The organism is Streptomyces sp. NPDC020362 (assembly GCF_040642095.1).
GTDB lineage: Bacteria > Actinomycetota > Actinomycetes > Streptomycetales > Streptomycetaceae > Streptomyces.
This window is the reverse complement of the sequence record NZ_JBFAET010000182.1, coordinates 1-18184: the sequence shown is the minus strand read 5'-3', so window position 1 is coordinate 18184 and position 18184 is coordinate 1. Positions and strand designations below refer to the sequence as shown.

10 protein-coding genes, 1 tRNA gene and 1 rRNA gene are annotated in these 18184 nt (G+C 69.7%); 11 read left to right on the top strand and 1 reads right to left on the bottom strand.

Annotation, left to right across the window (positions count from 1 at the left end; translation table 11 throughout):
* The 3 genes from rrf to AB0H32_RS38360 form a co-directional block, all read left to right on the top strand.
* Positions 1-95: ribosomal RNA gene (gene rrf / locus AB0H32_RS38370) — 5S ribosomal RNA — on the top strand; the annotation flags it as partial.
* A gap of 114 nt (positions 96-209) precedes the next feature.
* Positions 210-872: a DegT/DnrJ/EryC1/StrS family aminotransferase gene (locus AB0H32_RS38365; RefSeq protein ID WP_361131005.1), complete on the top strand. Its 663-nt coding sequence runs from the start codon at positions 210-212 to the stop codon at positions 870-872.
* An 84-nt stretch (positions 873-956) separates the two neighbouring features.
* Positions 957-1029 (top strand) — tRNA-Thr (locus tag AB0H32_RS38360).
* Positions 1030-1102: 73 nt separating this feature from the next.
* Here the strand turns inward: AB0H32_RS38360 and AB0H32_RS38355 are convergent.
* On the bottom strand, positions 1103-3859 hold the full coding sequence (locus AB0H32_RS38355; RefSeq protein ID WP_361131002.1) for a SpoIIE family protein phosphatase: 2757 nt from the start codon (positions 3857-3859) through the stop codon (positions 1103-1105).
* Between the two features lie 412 nt (positions 3860-4271).
* Between AB0H32_RS38355 and AB0H32_RS38350 the strand changes: the two genes are divergently transcribed.
* From AB0H32_RS38350 to AB0H32_RS38315, 8 genes are all read left to right on the top strand, one after another.
* Complete coding sequence (locus AB0H32_RS38350; protein WP_361130999.1) at positions 4272-9731, top strand: HAMP domain-containing protein; 5460 nt, start codon at positions 4272-4274, stop codon at positions 9729-9731.
* A gap of 273 nt (positions 9732-10004) precedes the next feature.
* A complete protein-coding gene (locus tag AB0H32_RS38345) occupies positions 10005-10685 on the top strand; it encodes a response regulator (RefSeq protein WP_361130996.1) in 681 nt (226 codons plus the stop codon).
* A gap of 123 nt (positions 10686-10808) precedes the next feature.
* On the top strand, positions 10809-13565 hold the full coding sequence (locus AB0H32_RS38340; RefSeq protein WP_361130993.1) for a DNA translocase FtsK: 2757 nt from the start codon (positions 10809-10811) through the stop codon (positions 13563-13565).
* Between the two features lie 318 nt (positions 13566-13883).
* A complete protein-coding gene (locus AB0H32_RS38335; protein WP_361130990.1) occupies positions 13884-14726 on the top strand; it encodes a RodZ domain-containing protein in 843 nt (280 codons plus the stop codon).
* 93 nt (positions 14727-14819) lie between these two features.
* On the top strand, positions 14820-16292 hold the full coding sequence (gene rimO / locus AB0H32_RS38330; protein ID WP_361130987.1) for a 30S ribosomal protein S12 methylthiotransferase RimO: 1473 nt from the start codon (positions 14820-14822) through the stop codon (positions 16290-16292).
* On the top strand, positions 16289-17080 hold the full coding sequence (gene pgsA, locus AB0H32_RS38325) for a CDP-diacylglycerol--glycerol-3-phosphate 3-phosphatidyltransferase (protein ID WP_361130984.1): 792 nt from the start codon (positions 16289-16291) through the stop codon (positions 17078-17080). Before rimO ends, pgsA begins: the two co-directional genes overlap by 4 nt.
* Complete coding sequence (locus AB0H32_RS38320) at positions 17077-17622, top strand: CinA family protein (RefSeq protein ID WP_361130981.1); 546 nt, start codon at positions 17077-17079, stop codon at positions 17620-17622. Before pgsA ends, AB0H32_RS38320 begins: the two co-directional genes overlap by 4 nt.
* 109 nt (positions 17623-17731) lie before the next feature.
* On the top strand, positions 17732-18106 hold the full coding sequence (locus AB0H32_RS38315) for a helix-turn-helix transcriptional regulator (RefSeq protein WP_361130978.1): 375 nt from the start codon (positions 17732-17734) through the stop codon (positions 18104-18106).
* The last annotated feature ends 78 nt before the right edge of the window (positions 18107-18184 follow it).

Below are 18184 nucleotides of genomic sequence, written 5' to 3'. Positions count from 1 at the left end.
AAACGCCCGGTTACATTCCGAACCCGGAAGCTAAGCCTCACAGCGCCGATGGTACTGCAGGGGGGACCCTGTGGGAGAGTAGGACGCCGCCGAACAAATTTTGAAAAGGTCGGATCCTGAACTTCGGTTCAGGGTCCGACCTTTTTACGTTTTGCTTAACGTGTCGTTCACGTTGCGCCCGCAGCATCCAGCACATGGGTACTGCTGCAATGCTCAGGGCCGCCGGCGTCGGAGTCGGTGACGAGGTCGTCGTACCAGCCTTCGGGAACGTCGAGGTGGCCGAGGCCGTAGCCGTGGCGGGTGCGCTCCCGGTGTTCGCCGACATAGATCCGGTCACCTACTGCCTGGACCCGTCCGCCGTGGAAGCGGCCATAACGTCCCGTACGGCGGCGGTCGTTGTCGTCCACCGCTTCGGACGGCGTGCCGACATCGCGCGGTTGCTCGAAGTCGGACAGCGGCACGGGGTGCTTGTGCTGGAACAGGGTGAGTCCGAGGCCCCGTACGACGAGATGGCGCAGCGCAGGGAGCGGGCCGCGTACCTCGACGCCAAGCTCAAGGGCGTACAGACGCCCGACGGCGGTGACGGACACACCTACCAGCAGTACGTGGTGCGGGTGCCGGGCAATGGCAGGCCGGACCGCGATGCGTTCGCCCGGGCTCTGCGGGCCAAGGGAGTCGAATGCCGGGTACCGGTGAAGACGCCTGTGCACCGGCTGCCCGAATTCCGGCGCTGTGTGGCGTTGCCGGAGAGCGAGCGGGCCGCGGACGAGACTCTTGCGCTGCCCGTGGACGCCTCGCTGACGAAGCGTGAGATGCAGCGGATAGTCTCAGCCTGCAACGCCCTCGGCGGCCTGCTGCAGCCCGCCTTCTGATCGGCCGCCGAACGAATTTGGGAACTCGGGCCTGTTCAGGGTACTCTTTTCTTGTCGCCGCGAGGGAAACCTCGAAAGCGACAGGCCCCTATAGCTCAGTCGGTAGAGCGTCTCCATGGTAAGGAGAAGGTCAACGGTTCGATTCCGTTTGGGGGCTCCGGAGGAAAGGCCTCGCCCGTACGGGCGGGGCCTTATTGCATGTCCGTGTGCCCCGGGCGGGCCCGGGGGCCTCAGTCCTTCTGAAGCCCCGGGACCCGCATCGCCAGAATCGCCATGTCGTCGGACGGGGCGTCGGACGCGAAGCGTTCCACCGCGCGCATGATGCGTGCCGCCACCGCGCCCGCCGTGAGGCCCGTGCAGGTGGTGAGGACGTCGGCGAGGCCGTCGTCGCCCAGCATGCGCGTGCCCTCGCGGCGCTCGGTGACGCCGTCCGTGACGCACAGGAGGACGTCACCGGGGTCGAGGGTGACCGTCTCCTCGTACAGCTCGAGGTCTTCGATGACACCGAGCAACGGCTGGGGTTCGGCCGATGCGACCACCGTGCCGTCCTGGCGCAGGCGCAGGGGGAGCGGGTGGCCGGCGCAGACGACCTTCAGCTCGGCACTGCCGTCCGCCTGCGGGCGCAGCTCCCCGTACAGCAGCGTCAGGAAGCGGCTGCGGTCGCCCTCGTCGAGGATCGCGGAGTTGAGGCGCTCCAGGACCGCCGGGCCGGAGAGTCCCTCGCGGGCCAGCAGGCGCAGGGCGTGCCGGGCCAGGCCGGTGACCGCCGCCGCGTTGGGGCCCGTACCGCAGACGTCTCCGATGGCGAAGCCGTAGGCGCCCTCCCCGATGGGGAAGACGTCGTAGAAGTCGCCGCCGACCTCGTTGCCCTCGCCGGCCGCTCGGTAGATGACCTCGACCTCGACGCCGTCGATGTGGGGCGTGCCGGGCGGCAGCAGGCTGCGCTGGAGGGCCTGGCTGATGGCCGTGCGCTCCGAGTACAGCCGGGCGTTGTCCAGGGCGAGGGCGGCCCGGCGGCTGAGGTCCTCGGCGAGTTCGAGGATCTCCTGCCGGAAGTGCTCGTCGGTGGGCTTGCCGAGGGTCAGCATGCCGATGACACGGTTGCGCGCCACGAGCGGCAGGACCACCGTCTCGCCGCCGACCGCGGAGGCCGTGGCGAGGGTGGGGCCGATGCCCGCGGTGACCTGGTGGACGGGCCCGCCGGTCAGACCGAGGCTGCGCATCGAGGTGCGCAGGGCCGCCTGGTGGGCGACCTCCCCGGGGGCGGTCCAGACCCGGGCGCCGGGTGTCGGAACCGGGTCGGGCGGGGGCATCTTGGACAACAACGACTTGATGCCGTCGATGAGTTCCTCGTCCTCGTGCAGCACGTACGACAGGTACGGCTCGGAAGCCTGGTCGGCGATCGTGTAGACCGCGCACCAGGTCGCCAGGGTCGGAACGGTCATCTGGGCCATCAGGGCCAGGGTCTGGTCGCGGTCGAGGGTGCCGGCCAGCAGGTCGGAGGCCTCGACGAGGAAGCTCAGGGAGCCGCGGCGCAGCCGCTCCAGCTCGCCCAGGCGGGCCGATTCGACGGCCAGGGCAATGCGGTCGGCGGCGAACTGCAGGCGCAGCGCCTCCTCGTTGGAGTACCGGCCCGGTGCCTCGGCCGCGACGCCCAGGGAGCCCGTGAGGCGGCCCTCGACCTTGAGCGGGACGGTGACCACCGAGCGCATGCCCGTGCCGGACAGCAGCGGTACGGCACCGGGCACGGCGGTGAGGTCGTCGTGGACGGCGGGCATGCGGGCCGAGCCGTAGCGCCCGGGGCCCGCCTCGACGGGGACGCGGGCGAAGCGCTGGCGGGCGGAGGGCAGTCCGGTGGAGGCGCGGACCTCCAGCTCCGTCTCGTCGTCGGTCGCAAGGAGCAGGAAGGCGGAGTCGCCGTCGAGCATGTCGCGGGCCCGCTCCACCGTGCGCTGCAGCAGGCCGTCGAGATCGTCCGGGGCCGGGGAGCCGATGAACACCTCGAAGGGGTCGGTGTTCTGGCCGTCGGAGGCCGGTGACGGGTCGGTGGACGGGACGCGCGTGGGTGTCTGCAGGACGGCGCGTTCGTGGTCCCGGACCAGGAGGCAGACGGTGGAGGGTTCGCCGCCGGTGTCGCGGACTCTGAGGTGGGAGGCGTACACCGGGGCCACCCGGCCGTCGGCACCGCGGACGCCGTAGCTGCCCTCCCAGCGCGAGAGCTGGAGGGCCTCGGCGATGCCCGTCCCGGTGCCCGGGGTGTGCGGCCAGGCGGCGAGGTCGGTGAGGGGCTTGCCGATGACGTCGTTCGAGGCGTAGCCGAAGAGTTCCTCCGCGTCCTCGTTCCAGGCGCTGATGGACCCTTTTCGGTCGATCTGGAGGACTGCGACGCGGACCCGGCCGTCGGCCAGCGGGAGCAGGTCTGCGGGGAGGGCGGGGCCGGCGGCGCGGGTGCCGACCGGACGTTCGGGCAGATCGAGGTGGAACCAGACGTTCTTGTGCGTGGGCGTGTAGTCCACGCCCCAGCGGGCGGCCAGGGCCGCGCACAGCTGGAGGCCGCGGCCGCCCTCGCGGTCGGGGCTGCCCATCGATGCGGGGGAGCTCTGGAGGGGGACCTCGCGCTCCGGGTAGCGGTCCGCGACCTCGACGCGCACGCCGTCCTCGGTGCGCAGGCACAGGAGCTCCGCGTGCGTGCCCGCGTGCACCACCGCGTTGGTGACCAGTTCGCTGGTGAGGACCACCGCATCGTCGACGATGTCGGCGAAGCCCCAGCCCTGGAGGGTGTCGCGGACGAAGGAGCGGGCGGTCGCCACCGACCGCCCGACGGGCTCGAAACTGGCGGCCGCGCGCGCGGTGATCACAGAACTCCTCGGCCGGTTGTCGACGTGCAGGGCTGCATGGCCGACCGGCTCGCGCCGCTGATGCGGCATCCGCTCGCCCGTCGGCCGTGGCTCCGGGGAATGTCCCCCCGGGATCAGTCCGGTGGTCATGGTCTGCGGCCGCCCCTCCGATGCCCGCTCGTTCTCGTGCCACCGCCCAGGCCGGTCGGAGCCGGTGCGGCTGGACAGCCGGATGCAAGGTTACTTACCTTCGCCGTCCGAGCGGATGCCGGTCGCCGGTGATTACGCCCCCAGGGTGTGCGGACGATGTGCGAAGCTGCCGAACTGTTATGGCCTGGTTCGGCCGGGGTGAAACACTGGGCAAGCTTCTGATGAAGGTCCGACCAGACTGCGTGTGTTCCGTGTACGGCGGGCAGCAGCCTCTGGTGTGGCCGGATCTCGTCTGGCAGAAATACCGAGCAGTAATGGGTACGCGGAAGTGGCCGGTGGGCCGGGGAACCGGAACACCGGGGCGATGCGGCCGAGCACGGCAGTAACGGTCTACCCCTTCGGGAGGGACACAGTGGAGTCTGGCGCAGCGACGCGGGGGACGAAGACGCGCGCGAAAGGCGGACCGTCCCTGGGCAGGCGTGGAGGGACCACCGCCGTCGACACGGCTGCCCTTGACCGGCTGCTGGCGGCCCTCGTGGCGATGCGGGACGGCAACTTCCGCAAGCGGCTCACGGTGTCCGGCGACGGCGTGATGTCCGAGATCGCGGCCGTCTTCAACGAGGTGGCCGACCGGAACATGCACCTGACCGGTGAGCTGTCGCGGGTACGGCGCATGGTGGGGCGTGAGGGAAAACTCACGGAACGGCTGGAGACGGGCGCCTGCGAGGGCTCCTGGGCGACCGCCATCGACAACTCCAACGCCCTGGTCGACGATCTCGTCTGGCCCGTGTCCGAGGTCAGCCGGGTGCTGACGGCGGTCGCGGAGGGCGATCTCTCGCCGCGCATGGATCTGCGCACACAGGCGCCGGACGGCACGGGGCACCCGCTGCGGGGCGAGTTCCTGAAGGTCGGCCGTACCGTCAACAACCTGGTCGACCAGCTGTCGACGTTCACCGACGAGGTCACGCGCGTGGCCAGCGAGGTCGGCACCGAGGGCAAGCTGGGTGGCCAGGCCCGGGTGCGGGGCATGTCGGGTTCGTGGAAGGACCTCACGGAGTCCGTCAACACGATGGCGAACCGGCTGACCGCACAGGTGCGCGACATCGCCCTGGTGACGACGGCGGTCGCCCGGGGTGATCTGTCCCGCAAGGTCACCGTGCACGTCGCCGGCGAGATGCTGGAGCTGAAGAACACCGTCAACACGATGGTGGAGCAGCTGTCTTCCTTCTCCTCGGAGGTGACCCGGGTCGCCCGTGAGGTGGGCACCGAGGGCATCCTGGGCGGGCAGGCGCAGGTGCCCGGTGTGGCCGGTGTGTGGAAGGAGCTGACCGACTCCGTCAACACCATGGCGGGCAACCTGACCGCACAGGTGCGCGGGATCTCCCAGGTGACGACGGCCGTCGCCAACGGTGACCTGTCGCAGAAGGTCACCGTGCCGGCGCGTGGCGAGGTCGCACAGCTCGCCGAGACGATCAACCAGATGACCGAGACGCTGCGGATCTTCGCGGACGAGGTCACGCGCGTGGCCAACGAGGTCGGCGCCGAGGGGCGGCTCGGCGGTCAGGCGAACGTGCCGGGCGCGGCGGGTACCTGGAAGGACCTGACGGACTCCGTCAACACGGTGTTCCGGAACCTGACGACGCAGGTGCGGGACATCGCCGCGGTGACGACCGCCGTGGCCAGCGGTGATCTGTCGCAGAAGGTCACCGTGGACGTGGCCGGCGAGATGCTGGAGCTGAAGAACACCGTCAACGGCATGGTGGACCAGCTGTCGGCGTTCGGTGCCGAGGTGACCCGGGTCGCGCGGGAGATCGGTGTCGAGGGTGAGCTGGGCGGCCAGGCGCAGGTGCCGGGCGCGGCGGGTACCTGGAAGGACCTGACGGACTCCGTCAACACCGCCTTCCGCAACCTGACCGGTCAGGTGCGCAACATCGCCCAGGTGACCACGGCGGTGGCCAACGGCGACCTCTCCCAGAAGGTCACCGTCGACGTCTCCGGCGAGATGCTCCAGCTGAAGAACACCGTGAACACGATGGTGGACCAGCTGTCGAGCTTCGCCGACCAGGTCACGCGGATGGCCCGGGACGTGGGCACGGAGGGCCGGCTGGGCGGTCAGGCCCGTGTGGACGGTGTGTCGGGTACGTGGAAGGAGCTGACGGACTCCGTCAACTTCATGGCCGGCAACCTCACGTCCCAGGTGCGGCAGATCGCCCAGGTGACGACGGCCGTGGCGCGCGGTGACCTCTCGCAGAAGATCGACGTCGACGCGCGCGGGGAGATCCTGGAGCTGAAGAACACCATCAACACGATGGTGGACCAGCTCTCCGCCTTCGCCGACCAGGTGACCCGGGTCGCCCGGGACGTGGGTACCGAGGGGCGCCTGGGCGGTCAGGCGCAGGTTCCGGGCGTCGCCGGTGTGTGGCGGGACCTCACCGACTCGGTGAACGGCATGGCGGGAAACCTCACGGCCCAGGTGCGCAACATCGCCCAGGTGGCCACGGCCGTGGCCCGCGGTGACCTCTCCCAGAAGATCACCGTGGACGCGCGCGGGGAGATCCTGGAGCTGAAGAACACTCTGAACACGATGGTCGACCAGCTGTCGTCCTTCGCCCAGGAGGTCACGCGCGTGGCGCGTGAGGTGGGCACGGAGGGCATGCTGGGCGGCCAGGCCGAGGTCCAGGGTGTCTCCGGCACCTGGAAGGACCTCACGCAGTCCGTGAACTTCATGGCGAACAACCTGACCATCCAGGTGCGCAACATCGCCGAGGTCACGACCGCGGTCGCCAAGGGCGACCTGTCCAAGAAGATCACCGTTGACGCGAAGGGCGAGATCCTCGAGCTCGTCACGACGGTCAACACCATGGTCGACCAGCTGTCCAGCTTTGCCGAGCAGGTGACCCGGGTGGCCCGTGAGGTGGGCACCGAGGGCATTCTGGGCGGCCAGGCACACGTGCCGGGCGTCACGGGCATCTGGAAGGACCTGAGCAACAACGTCAACCTGATGGCCAACAACCTGACCATGCAGGTGCGCAACATCTCCCAGGTGGCCGCGGCGGTCGCCAACGGTGACCTGACCCGGCAGGTGACCATCGAGGCGAGCGGCGAGGTCGCGCAGCTCGCCGACACCATCAACACCATGGTGAAGACGCTGAGTTCGTTCGCCGACCAGGTCACCAAGGTGGCCCGTGAGGTGGGTACGGACGGCATTCTGGGCGGCCAGGCGCACGTACCCGGTGTGGCCGGCACCTGGAAGGACCTCACCGAATCGGTGAACCAGATGGCGTCGAACCTGACCGGGCAGGTGCGCAACATCGCCATGGTCACCACGGCCATCGCCAAGGGTGACCTGACGAAGAAGATCGACATTGACGCGCGCGGCGAGATCCTCGAGCTGAAGACGACGATCAACACGATGGTCGACCAGCTGTCCAGCTTCGCCGAGGAGGTCACCCGGGTGGCCCGAGAGGTGGGTACCGAGGGGCAGCTCGGCGGTCAGGCACGCGTGCGTGACGTCGACGGCACCTGGCGGGACCTGACCGAGTCGGTGAACGAGATGGCCGGGAACCTGACCCGGCAGGTGCGTGCCATCGCGCGCGTGGCGACCGCGGTGACCCGCGGCGACCTGAACCTGAAGATCGACGTCGACGCGTCCGGCGAGATCCAGGAACTGCAGGACTACATCAACAAGATGATCGCCAACCTGCGCGACACCACGATCGCCAACGAGGAGCAGGACTGGCTCAAGGGCAACCTCGCCCGCATCTCCGCGCTGATGCAGGGACGCCGGGACCTGGAGGACGTCGCCTCGCTGATCATGAGCGAACTGACGCCGGTGGTCTCCGCGCAGCACGGCGCGTTCTTCGTGGCGATGCCCCTCATGGAGGGCCAGGAGCTCAGCGGCGACGCCGAGGACCAGTACGAGTTGCGCATGGCCGGCTCGTACGGCTACTCGATGGGGTCGATGCCGACGTCGTTCCGGCCGGGTGAGGGGCTGATCGGCACGGCCGCCGAGGAGAAGCGCACGATCCTGGTGGAGAACGCGCCCAGTGGCTATCTGAAGATCTCCTCCGGGCTCGGCGAGGCTCCGCCCGCGCAGGTGATCGTGCTGCCGGTGCTCTTCGAGGGCAAGGTGCTCGGCGTGATCGAGCTGGCCTCCTTCACGCCGTTCGCGCAGATCCAGAAGGACTTCCTCAACCAGATCGCCGAGATGATCGCGACCAGCGTCAACACCATCTCGGTGAACACCAAGACCGAGCAGCTGCTGAAGCAGTCGCAGGAGCTGACCGAGCAGCTGCGGGAGCGTTCGGCCGAGTTGGAGAACCGGCAGAAGGCGCTGCAGGCCTCCAACGCCGAACTGGAGGAGAAGGCCGAGCTGCTGGCGAGGCAGAACCGCGACATCGAGGTGAAGAACACCGAGATCGAGGAGGCGCGGCAGGTCCTGGAGGAGCGCGCCGAGCAGCTCGCGGTGTCCATGCGCTACAAGAGCGAGTTTCTCGCCAACATGTCGCACGAGCTGCGTACGCCGCTCAACTCGCTGCTGATCCTGGCCAAGCTGCTCGCCGACAACGCCGAGGGCAATCTCTCGCCGAAGCAGGTCGAGTTCGCCGAGACGATCCACGGTGCCGGCTCCGACCTGCTCCAGCTGATCAACGACATCCTCGACCTGTCGAAGGTCGAGGCGGGCAAGATGGACGTCTCCCCGACGCGTATCGCGCTCGTCCAGCTCGTGGACTACGTGGAGGCGACGTTCCGGCCGCTGACCGCGGAGAAGGGCCTGGACCTGTCCGTGCGGGTCTCTCCGGAGCTGCCGGCGACGCTGCACACCGACGAGCAGCGGCTCCTCCAGGTGCTGCGGAACCTGCTGTCCAACGCGGTGAAGTTCACCGACTCCGGGTCCGTGGAGCTGGTGATCCGGCCCGCGGGTGCGGACGTTCCGCAGACCATCCGGGAACAGCTGCTGGAGGCCGGTGCGCTGACCGACCCGCATGCCGCCCTGATCGCGTTCTCGGTGACCGACACCGGCATCGGCATCGCGGCCAGCAAGATGCGGGTGATTTTCGAGGCGTTCAAGCAGGCGGACGGCACGACCAGCCGCAAGTACGGCGGCACCGGCCTCGGGCTGTCGATCTCGCGGGAGATCGCGCAGCTGCTCGGCGGTGAGATCCACGCGCAGAGCGAACCGGGGCGCGGCTCGACGTTCACGCTGTACCTGCCGCTGCACCCCAGCGAACTTCCGCCGCAGGGCTACCAGCAGTCCGTGCCCGCGCTGCAGGCGGTCGAGCTGGTCGCTTCCGAGGCCCAGCTGTCCTCGGAGCTGTCCGCCGTGGAGATCGAGACACCGGCCGAGGTGAAGTCGTACCGGGAGACCCAGAACGGACCGGCAGCGCTCTTCCGGCGCCGGCGCCGCAGCCTGCCGTCGGCCGAGTACCGTCCCGAGCCGTGGACGACGGTCGCCGAGCAGGACAGGAGTCCGCAGCAGGCCCGCCCGGTACGGTTCGGCGGCGAGAAGGTGCTGATCGTCGACGACGACATCCGCAACGTGTTCGCGCTCACCAGCGTCCTGGAGCAGCACGGGCTGTCGGTGCTGTACGCCGAGAACGGACGCGAGGGCATCGAGGTGCTGGAGCAGCACGACGACGTGGCCGTCGTGTTGATGGACATCATGATGCCTGAGATGGACGGGTATGCGACGACCTCGGCGATCCGCCGGATGCCGCAGTTCGCCGGGCTGCCGATCGTCGCCCTGACCGCGAAGGCGATGAAGGGGGACCGGGAGAAGGCGATCGAGTCGGGTGCCTCCGACTATGTGACGAAGCCGGTCGACCCCGATCACCTGCTGGCGGTCATGCGCCAGTGGATGCGCGAGGAGTGACGCAACGGCCTCGGAACGGGTGAACGCTGCGGGAACCTCCGGTGTGCACGCGGAGTTGTCGTACCGGGAGGTCCGCGGACGTGTGGGAATCCCGGATTCCGGGAACCTTCAGGTCTCCTGCGGCGTTTCTCTTATGTGCACAGTGACATCGCGGTGACAGGGTGTGGCGACGGGCGGGGTGCGGCTACGATGACCGGCACAAGGACGGGCGGCGAAAGGGAGTCGTCCCCTGGGGCGGCGCCCGGTGTACCGCCGGGGCGAGGAGGGCGGGCCATGGTGCAGAAGGCCAAGATCCTCCTGGTCGATGACCGGCCGGAGAATCTGCTGGCGCTGGAGGCCATCCTCTCTGCGCTCGATCAGACGCTGGTGCGGGCATCGTCCGGGGAGGAAGCGCTCAAAGCACTGCTCACGGACGATTTCGCGGTCATTCTGCTGGATGTCCAGATGCCGGGCATGGACGGTTTCGAGACCGCCGCGCACATCAAGCGGCGCGAGCGGACCCGGGACATCCCGATCATCTTCCTCACCGCGATCAACCACGGCCCCCACCACACCTTCCGGGGGTACGCGGCGGGCGCGGTCGACTACATCTCCAAACCGTTCGACCCGTGGGTGCTGCGCGCCAAGGTCTCCGTGTTCGTCGAGCTGTACATGAAGAACTGTCAGCTGCGCGAACAGGCGGCGCTGCTGCGGCTCCAGTTGGAGGGCGGCGGCAAGGGCGCGGTCGGCGGCAAGGAGTCCGCGGGGCTCCTCGCCGAGCTGTCCGCGCGGCTCGCGGCCGTCGAGGAGCAGGCGGAGGCGCTGTCCAAGCAGCTGGACGACGAGTCCGCGGACGCGGCAGCGGTGGCCACGGCCGCCCATCTCGAGCGCAAGCTCACCGGGTTGCGCCGCGCTCTCGATGCCCTGGAGCCGGGCGCGGGCAACGGCAGCGCCACGGTGCCGACGCAGAACTGACGTCCGCGGGGAGCGCAGTTGCCCATGAGTGCGCGTCAGTTCTCTACCCTGCTGCGGGCGACACGAACGGGTGAAGCAGTGGGCACACGTGTCCGCTGTCGTCTCCCCCGGTAACCTCACTCCATGGCCTCACGTCCCTCCGCCGCCAAGAAGCAGCCCGCGAAGAAGGCGGCCGCTCCCGCGAAGGCTGCGGCGGGGAAGGCGGCCGCGAAGAAGAAGGCGCCCGCCAAGAAGGCGCCGGCGAAGAAGGCCGCGGCGAAGAAGGCCGCGCCTCCGCCCAAGCCGGCACCCAGCCCCACCGGGGGTGTGTACCGGCTGGTGCGCGCGCTCTGGCTGGGGCTCGCGCACGCCGTCGGCGCCGTCTTCCGGGGCATAGGGCGGGGCGCGAAGAACCTCGACCCGGCCCACCGCAAGGACGGCGTCGCGCTGCTGCTGTTCGCCATCGCGCTGATCGTCGCCGCAGGTACCTGGGCCGATCTGCGCGGCCCCGTCGGTGACCTGGTGGAGATCCTGGTCACCGGCGCCTTCGGCCGGCTCGACCTGCTGGTGCCGATCCTGCTCGCGGTGATCGCCGTACGATTCATCCGTCACCCGGAGAAGCCGGATGCCAACGGCCGGATCGTGATCGGGCTTTCCGCGCTCGTCATCGGCATCCTCGGGCAGGTCCACCTCGCCTGCGGCTCGCCGGCCCGCAGCAACGGCATGCAGGGCATAAGGGATGCCGGCGGCCTCATCGGCTGGGCGGCGGCGACCCCGCTGACGCGCGCCATGACCGAGGCGCTCGCCGTTCCGATGCTGGTGCTGCTGACGATCTTCGGCCTGCTCGTGGTGACCGCCACGCCCGTCAACGCCATCCCGCAGCGGCTGCGCGCTCTCGGCGTGCGCCTGGGCGTGGTCCACGAGCCCGAGGCGGAGGAGCACACCGAGGACGACGAGCGCTACGACGAGCAGTGGCGCGAGGCGCTGCCCGCGCGCCCCCGCAAGCGCCGGAGCGGTCCCCAGGCGTACGACCCCGAAGACGCCGAGGAGGAGGCACTCTCGCAGCGCCGCAGCCGCCCCAGGCGCTCCGCGGTGCCGCAGCCCGATCTGCAGCGGCAGATGGACGCCGTGGACGTCGCGGCGGCCGCGGCCGCCGCGCTCGACGGTGCCGTCCTGCACGGCATGCCGCCGTCCCCGCTGGTCGCCGACCTCACCCAGGGCGTGAGCGTGGGCGACCGCGAGGAGACCACGCCCGTACCCACACCTGCGCCCGCGCCCGTACCCGCGGCGGCGCCGGTTCCGGCGCCGGCCGGCCGTCCCAGGCAGGAGAAGCTCAAGACCGAGAGCGTCCCCGACCTGACGAAGGCCGCCCCGGAGGCGCCCCGCGACCTGCCCGCGCGCGCGGAGCAGCTCCAGCTGTCCGGGGACATCACCTACGCGCTGCCGTCGCTGGACCTGCTCACCCGCGGCGGCCCCGGCAAGGCGCGCAGCGAGGCCAACGACGCGATCGTCGAATCGCTGCGCAACGTCTTCAGCGAGTTCAAGGTGGACGCCGACGTCACGGGCTTCACCCGCGGACCGACCGTCACCCGCTACGAGGTCCAGCTCGGCCCCGCCGTGAAGGTCGAGCGGATCACCGCGCTGACCAAGAACATCGCGTACGCCGTCGCCAGCCCCGACGTGCGGATCATCAGTCCCATCCCCGGCAAGTCCGCCGTAGGCATCGAGATCCCCAACACCGACCGGGAGATGGTCAACCTCGGCGACGTGCTGCGCCTCGCGGACGCGTCCGAGGACGACCACCCCATGCTGGTGGCCCTCGGCAAGGACGTCGAGGGCGGTTACGTCACGGCCAACCTCGCGAAGATGCCGCACGTCCTCGTCGCCGGAGCCACCGGTTCCGGCAAGTCGTCGTGCATCAACTGCCTGATCACGTCGATCATGGTCCGCGCGACCCCCGAGGACGTCCGGATGGTCCTGGTCGACCCCAAGCGCGTCGAGCTGACCGCCTACGAGGGCATCCCGCACCTCATCACGCCGATCATCACCAACCCCAAGCGGGCCGCCGAGGCGCTCCAGTGGGTCGTGCGCGAGATGGACCTGCGCTACGACGACCTGGCGGCCTTCGGCTTCCGGCACATCGACGACTTCAACGCGGCCATCCGCGAGGGGAAGGTGAAGCTGCCGGAGGGCAGCGAGCGCGAGCTGCACCCGTATCCGTACCTGCTGGTGATCGTGGACGAGCTGGCCGACCTGATGATGGTCGCCCCGCGTGACGTCGAGGACGCGATCGTGCGCATCACACAGCTCGCGCGCGCGGCCGGTATCCACCTGGTGCTGGCCACCCAGCGCCCGTCGGTCGACGTGGTGACCGGTCTGATCAAGGCCAACGTGCCCTCCCGGCTGGCCTTCGCCACCTCCTCGCTCGCCGACTCCCGGGTCATCCTCGACCAGCCCGGCGCCGAGAAGCTGATCGGCAAGGGCGACGGGCTGTTCCTGCCGATGGGGGCCAACAAGCCGACCCGTCTGCAGGGTGCGTTCGTGACCGAGGAGGAGGTCGCGGGGATCGTCCAGCACTGCAAGGACCAGATGGCGCCGGTCTTCCGGGACGACGTCACCGTGGGCTCCAAGCAGAAGAAGGAGATCGACGAGGACATCGGCGACGACCTCGACCTGCTGTGCCAGGCCGCCGAGCTGGTGGTCTCGACCCAGTTCGGGTCGACGTCCATGCTCCAGCGCAAGCTGCGCGTCGGCTTCGCCAAGGCCGGGCGGCTCATGGACCTCATGGAGTCCCGGAACATCGTCGGGCCCAGCGAGGGCTCGAAGGCGCGTGACGTTCTCGTGAAGCCCGACGAGCTGGACGGCGTGCTCGCGGTGATCCGTGGGGAGTCCGAAGGGTAGGTCGCAGTGGTCGCTGGTCCGCGCGGAGTCGGAAGGGTGGGCGGTGGGCCACCCGGCGTGTCGTGCTTACGCCGGGTGGCGGCACGACCGTGATCCACCCGTTAGAGAGCTGCGGGCAACCGTTTCCCTTTGCCGTACGTCAAGTTGAGCGAAAGGACAGCTACGCACCCCAATCTGGGGTACGTGTCTGTCCCACCATCGGATTGTCCGGTCATTCCGATGGCGTACAAAGCCCTACCTCCCGGTCGCCCCACCCTTTGGCACCCCCCTAGACTGAACCTCCAGCACAGGTGGCTCACACGCTCGAAAGGCGCCCCCGTGTCCATCGGCAACTCCCCTGAAGACGAGCGTCCGTTCCAAGACGAGTCCCAGGAAGTCCATCCCTCCGTGGGCCGGGCCCTGCAGCAGGCACGTATCGCGGCCGGGCTCACCGTCGACGACGTCAGCAGCGCCACCAGTGTCCGTATCGCCATCGTGCACGCCATCGAGGCGGACGACTTCGCCCCCTGCGGCGGTACCGTCTACGCCCGCGGGCACATCCGCACGCTGGCCAGGGCGGTACGCCTCGACCCCGCGCCGCTGATCGCGCAGTACGACGCCGAGCACGGCGGACGGCCCGCGCCGACCCCGGCCGCGCCGCTGTTCGAGGCTGAACGTATCCGTCCCGAGCGCCGCGGGCCGAACTGGACCGCGGCCATGGTCGCCGCGATCGTCGCCGTCATCGGCTTCGTCGGGTTCACCGCGTTCAAGGGCGGCGACAGCGGGAACGACGCCAAGTCGCAGGTTGCCGAGGGAGCCACCGCGACCCCCACCAAGTCCGCCTCGCCCACCCCCACCAAGGACAAGCCCGCCGCACCCACGTCCGAGGCCTCCGACAGCGCGATCGCGGCCGCGCCGCAGGACAAGGTGACCGTCCAGGTCAGCGCGGCGAACGGACGCAGCTGGATCTCGGCCAAGGACCACAACGGCCGGATGCTCTTCGACGGGCTGCTGAAGAAGGGCGAGTCCAAGACCTTCCAGGACAGCTCCAAGATCAACCTGATCCTCGGTGACGCCGGCGCAATCCAGCTGTACGTCAACGGCAAGAAGATCGAGGACAACTTCCAGAAGGGCGCTGTGGAGCGCCTCACGTACACCAAGGGCGACCCCGAGGCCGGATGAGCCGCCCCTGGGCGAGCGGATGCGAAGGGGTTGGCCAAGATCGGCCAACCCCTTCGACATGGGGTGTCGGACAGACAAAGTAGTCTTGAGCCCATGCCTGAACGCCGTACCGTCGCACTCGTCACTCTCGGCTGCGCCCGTAACGAGGTGGACTCGGAGGAGCTCGCAGGCCGTTTGGAGGCGGACGGCTGGCAGCTCGTCGAGGACGCCGCGGACGCCGACGTCGCCGTGGTGAACACCTGTGGCTTCGTCGAAGCCGCCAAGAAGGACTCCGTCGACGCCCTGCTGGAGGCCAACGACCTCAAGGACCATGGCAGAACCCAGGCCGTCGTGGCGGTGGGCTGCATGGCCGAGCGGTACGGCAAGGAGCTGGCCGAGGCGCTGCCCGAGGCCGACGGCGTGCTCGGTTTCGACGACTACGCCGACATCTCCGACCGCCTGCAGACCATCCTGTCCGGCGGGATCCACGCCTCGCACACCCCGCGCGACCGCCGCAAGCTGCTGCCGATCAGTCCGGCCGAGCGCCAGGAGTCGGCCGCCTCCGTCGCGCTGCCCGGCCACGCCCCGGCCGACCTCCCTGAGGGAGTCGCGCCCGCCTCCGGCCCGCGCGCGCCCCTGCGCCGCCGTCTGGACGGTGCCCCGGTCGCCTCGGTCAAGCTCGCCTCCGGCTGCGACCGGCGCTGCTCCTTCTGCGCCATCCCGTCCTTCCGCGGCTCCTTCATCTCCCGCCGCCCCAGCGACGTGCTGAACGAGACCCGGTGGCTGGCCGAGCAGGGCGTGAAGGAGATCATGCTGGTCTCCGAGAACAACACCTCCTACGGCAAGGACCTGGGCGACATCCGGCTCCTCGAGTCCCTGCTGCCGGAGCTGGCCGAGGTCGACGGCATCGAGCGCGTGCGCGTGAGCTACCTGCAGCCGGCCGAGATGCGCCCGGGCCTGATCGACGTGCTGACCTCCACCCCGAAGGTCGTCCCGTACTTCGACCTGTCCTTCCAGCACTCGGCGCCCGACGTGCTGCGTTCCATGCGCCGCTTCGGCGACACCGACCGCTTCCTGGAGCTGCTGGACACCATCCGCGGCAAGGCCCCCGAGGCCGGTGTGCGCTCCAACTTCATCGTCGGCTTCCCCGGCGAGAGCGAGGCGGACCTGGCCGAACTGGAGCGCTTCCTGAACGGCGCCCGTCTGGACGCCATCGGTGTCTTCGGCTACTCCGACGAGGAGGGCACGGAAGCGGCGACGTACGACAACAAGCTCGACGAGGACGTGGTCGCCGAGCGCCTGGCCCGGGTCTCCCGGCTCGCCGAGGAACTCGTCTCGCAGCGCGCCGAGGAGCGCCTCGGGGAGACCGTGCGCGTCCTCGTGGAGTCCGTGGACGAGACGGAGGGTGTGTACGGCCGTGCCGCGCACCAGGCGCCGGAGACGGACGGCCAGGTGCTGCTCACGAGCGGCGAGGGCCTGAGTGTCGGACGTATGGTCGAGGCGAAGGTGGTCGGTACGGAAGGTGTCGACCTGGTGGCCGAGCCGCTGACGGGCTCGTTCGGGTGTAGTGAGGAGGCTGGCAGATGACCGGAGTCCCGGCATCCGCCGCGGGCGGCTCCTCCGGCGCGCACGGCGCCCGTGGTTCCGCCGCCGCTGCCGACGGCGCTGAGTCCGGTGTCTCCGCTTCTGCATCTGGTCCCGCTGCCGGCTCCGCCGGCTCCCAGGAGAGCCTGCAGGACGGTGCGAGGCCCGCGCGCGGCGCCAAGCTGGCGGCGGCGGCCGTCAACCAGGCCAGCGTGTGGAACGTCGCCAATCTGCTGACGATGCTGCGGCTGCTGCTCGTGCCCGCCTTCGTGGTCCTGATGCTGGAGAACGGCGGCTACGACCCGGCCTGGCGCTCGCTCGCCTGGGCGGCCTTCGCCATCGCCATGATCACCGACCTGTTCGACGGGCATCTGGCGCGCACCTACAACCTGGTCACCGACTTCGGAAAGATCGCCGACCCCATCGCCGACAAGGCGATCATGGGGGCGGCGCTCATCTGTCTGTCCGCGCTGGGCGATCTGCCGTGGTGGGTGACGGCCGTGATCCTCGGCCGGGAGCTCGGCATCACACTGCTGCGTTTTCTGGTCATTCGCTACGGCGTGATCCCCGCGAGCCGGGGCGGCAAGCTCAAGACGCTCACCCAGGGCGTGGCGGTCGGGATGTACGTCCTGCCGCTGACGGGCTGGCTGGCCACTCTGAGGTTCTGGGTGATGGCCGTGGCGGTCGTCCTCACCGTCGTCACCGGCCTCGACTACGTGAGACAAGCCATTGTGCTGCGCCGGCGGGGAATCGCCGAGCGTGCCGCCGCGTTGGAGGAGAAGGAAGCGTGAGTTCCCCCGCCACCGAACTGGTGCGACTACTGACCGTGAGGGGCGAGAGCCTCGCCGTCGCGGAGTCGCTCACCGGTGGTCTGGTCGCGGCGGAGATCACGGCGGTCCCCGGGGCGTCCAAGGTCTTCCGGGGTTCGGTGACCGCCTACGCCACGGAGCTGAAGCACCAGCTCCTCGGGGTCGACGCCACTCTGCTGGCTCAGCGTGGAGCCGTGGATCCGCAGGTCGCGGCCGAGATGGCGGCCGGCGTGCGCAAGGCGCTGGGAGCCGACTGGGGCCTCGCGACGACCGGCGTCGCCGGGCCCGATCCACAGGACGGCAAGCCCGTCGGGACGGTCTTCGTCGCCCTCGACGGACCCCTCACGGCCGGCTCCGGTTCTGCCGGTGGCGGAAAAGTGGAGGCCCTGCGGTTGAACGGCGACCGTGCGGAAATCCGTATGGAGAGTGTACGGAGCGTACTCGCCCTGCTCCTGAGGGAGCTTGCGGGCGAACAGACCGGGAATGAGCGGGCACAGGATACGGAACGGAACGGGGGGTTTTGATGTTTACAGCCCTGAGTGAACACGACATCGCTCCCCGCACGGCCGCGGCGCTAGGCGGTACGGTGGGGCGAGAAGGATGCGGCTACGCGGTCCGAGGAGGGAGCCACCGATGATTCTGCTCCGTCGCCTGCTGGGTGACGTGCTGCGTCGGCAGCGCCAACGCCAGGGCCGTACTCTGCGCGAAGTCTCCTCGTCCGCCCGAGTCTCACTCGGCTATCTCTCCGAGGTGGAGCGGGGGCAGAAGGAGGCATCCTCCGAGCTGCTCTCCGCCATCTGCGACGCGCTGGACGTACGGATGTCGGAACTCATGCGAGAGGTGAGCGACGAGCTGGCGCTCGCCGAACTGGCCCAGTCCGCCAGGGCCACCGACCCCGTGCCCGCACCGGTCCGCCCGGTGCTGGGTTCTGTGTCGGTGACCGGTGTTCCGCCGGAACGGGTGACCATCAAGGCGCCCGCCGGGGCGGTGGACGTGGTCGCCGCGTGACGTTCGCGTGTGCGGCTTAGCGGCCCGATACGTGTAAAGCCCCGGCCGGGCTTCCCCAGGGAGACCTGGGGAAGCCCG

Bases quoted from the DNA above. Each gene is read 5' to 3' on its own strand.
- AB0H32_RS38315 (WP_361130978.1), top strand. From the start codon at position 17,732: ATGATTCTGCTCCGTCGCCTGCTGGGTGACGTGCTGCGTCGGCAGCGC.
- pgsA (WP_361130984.1), top strand. From the start codon at position 16,289: ATGACCGGAGTCCCGGCATCCGCCGCGGGCGGCTCCTCCGGCGCGCAC.
- AB0H32_RS38345 (WP_361130996.1), top strand. From the start codon at position 10,005: ATGGTGCAGAAGGCCAAGATCCTCCTGGTCGATGACCGGCCGGAGAAT.
- AB0H32_RS38365 (WP_361131005.1), top strand. From the start codon at position 210: ATGCTCAGGGCCGCCGGCGTCGGAGTCGGTGACGAGGTCGTCGTACCA.
- rimO (WP_361130987.1), top strand. From the start codon at position 14,820: ATGCCTGAACGCCGTACCGTCGCACTCGTCACTCTCGGCTGCGCCCGT.
- AB0H32_RS38340 (WP_361130993.1), top strand. From the start codon at position 10,809: ATGGCCTCACGTCCCTCCGCCGCCAAGAAGCAGCCCGCGAAGAAGGCG.
- AB0H32_RS38355 (WP_361131002.1), bottom strand. From the start codon at position 3,859: ATGACCACCGGACTGATCCCGGGGGGACATTCCCCGGAGCCACGGCCG.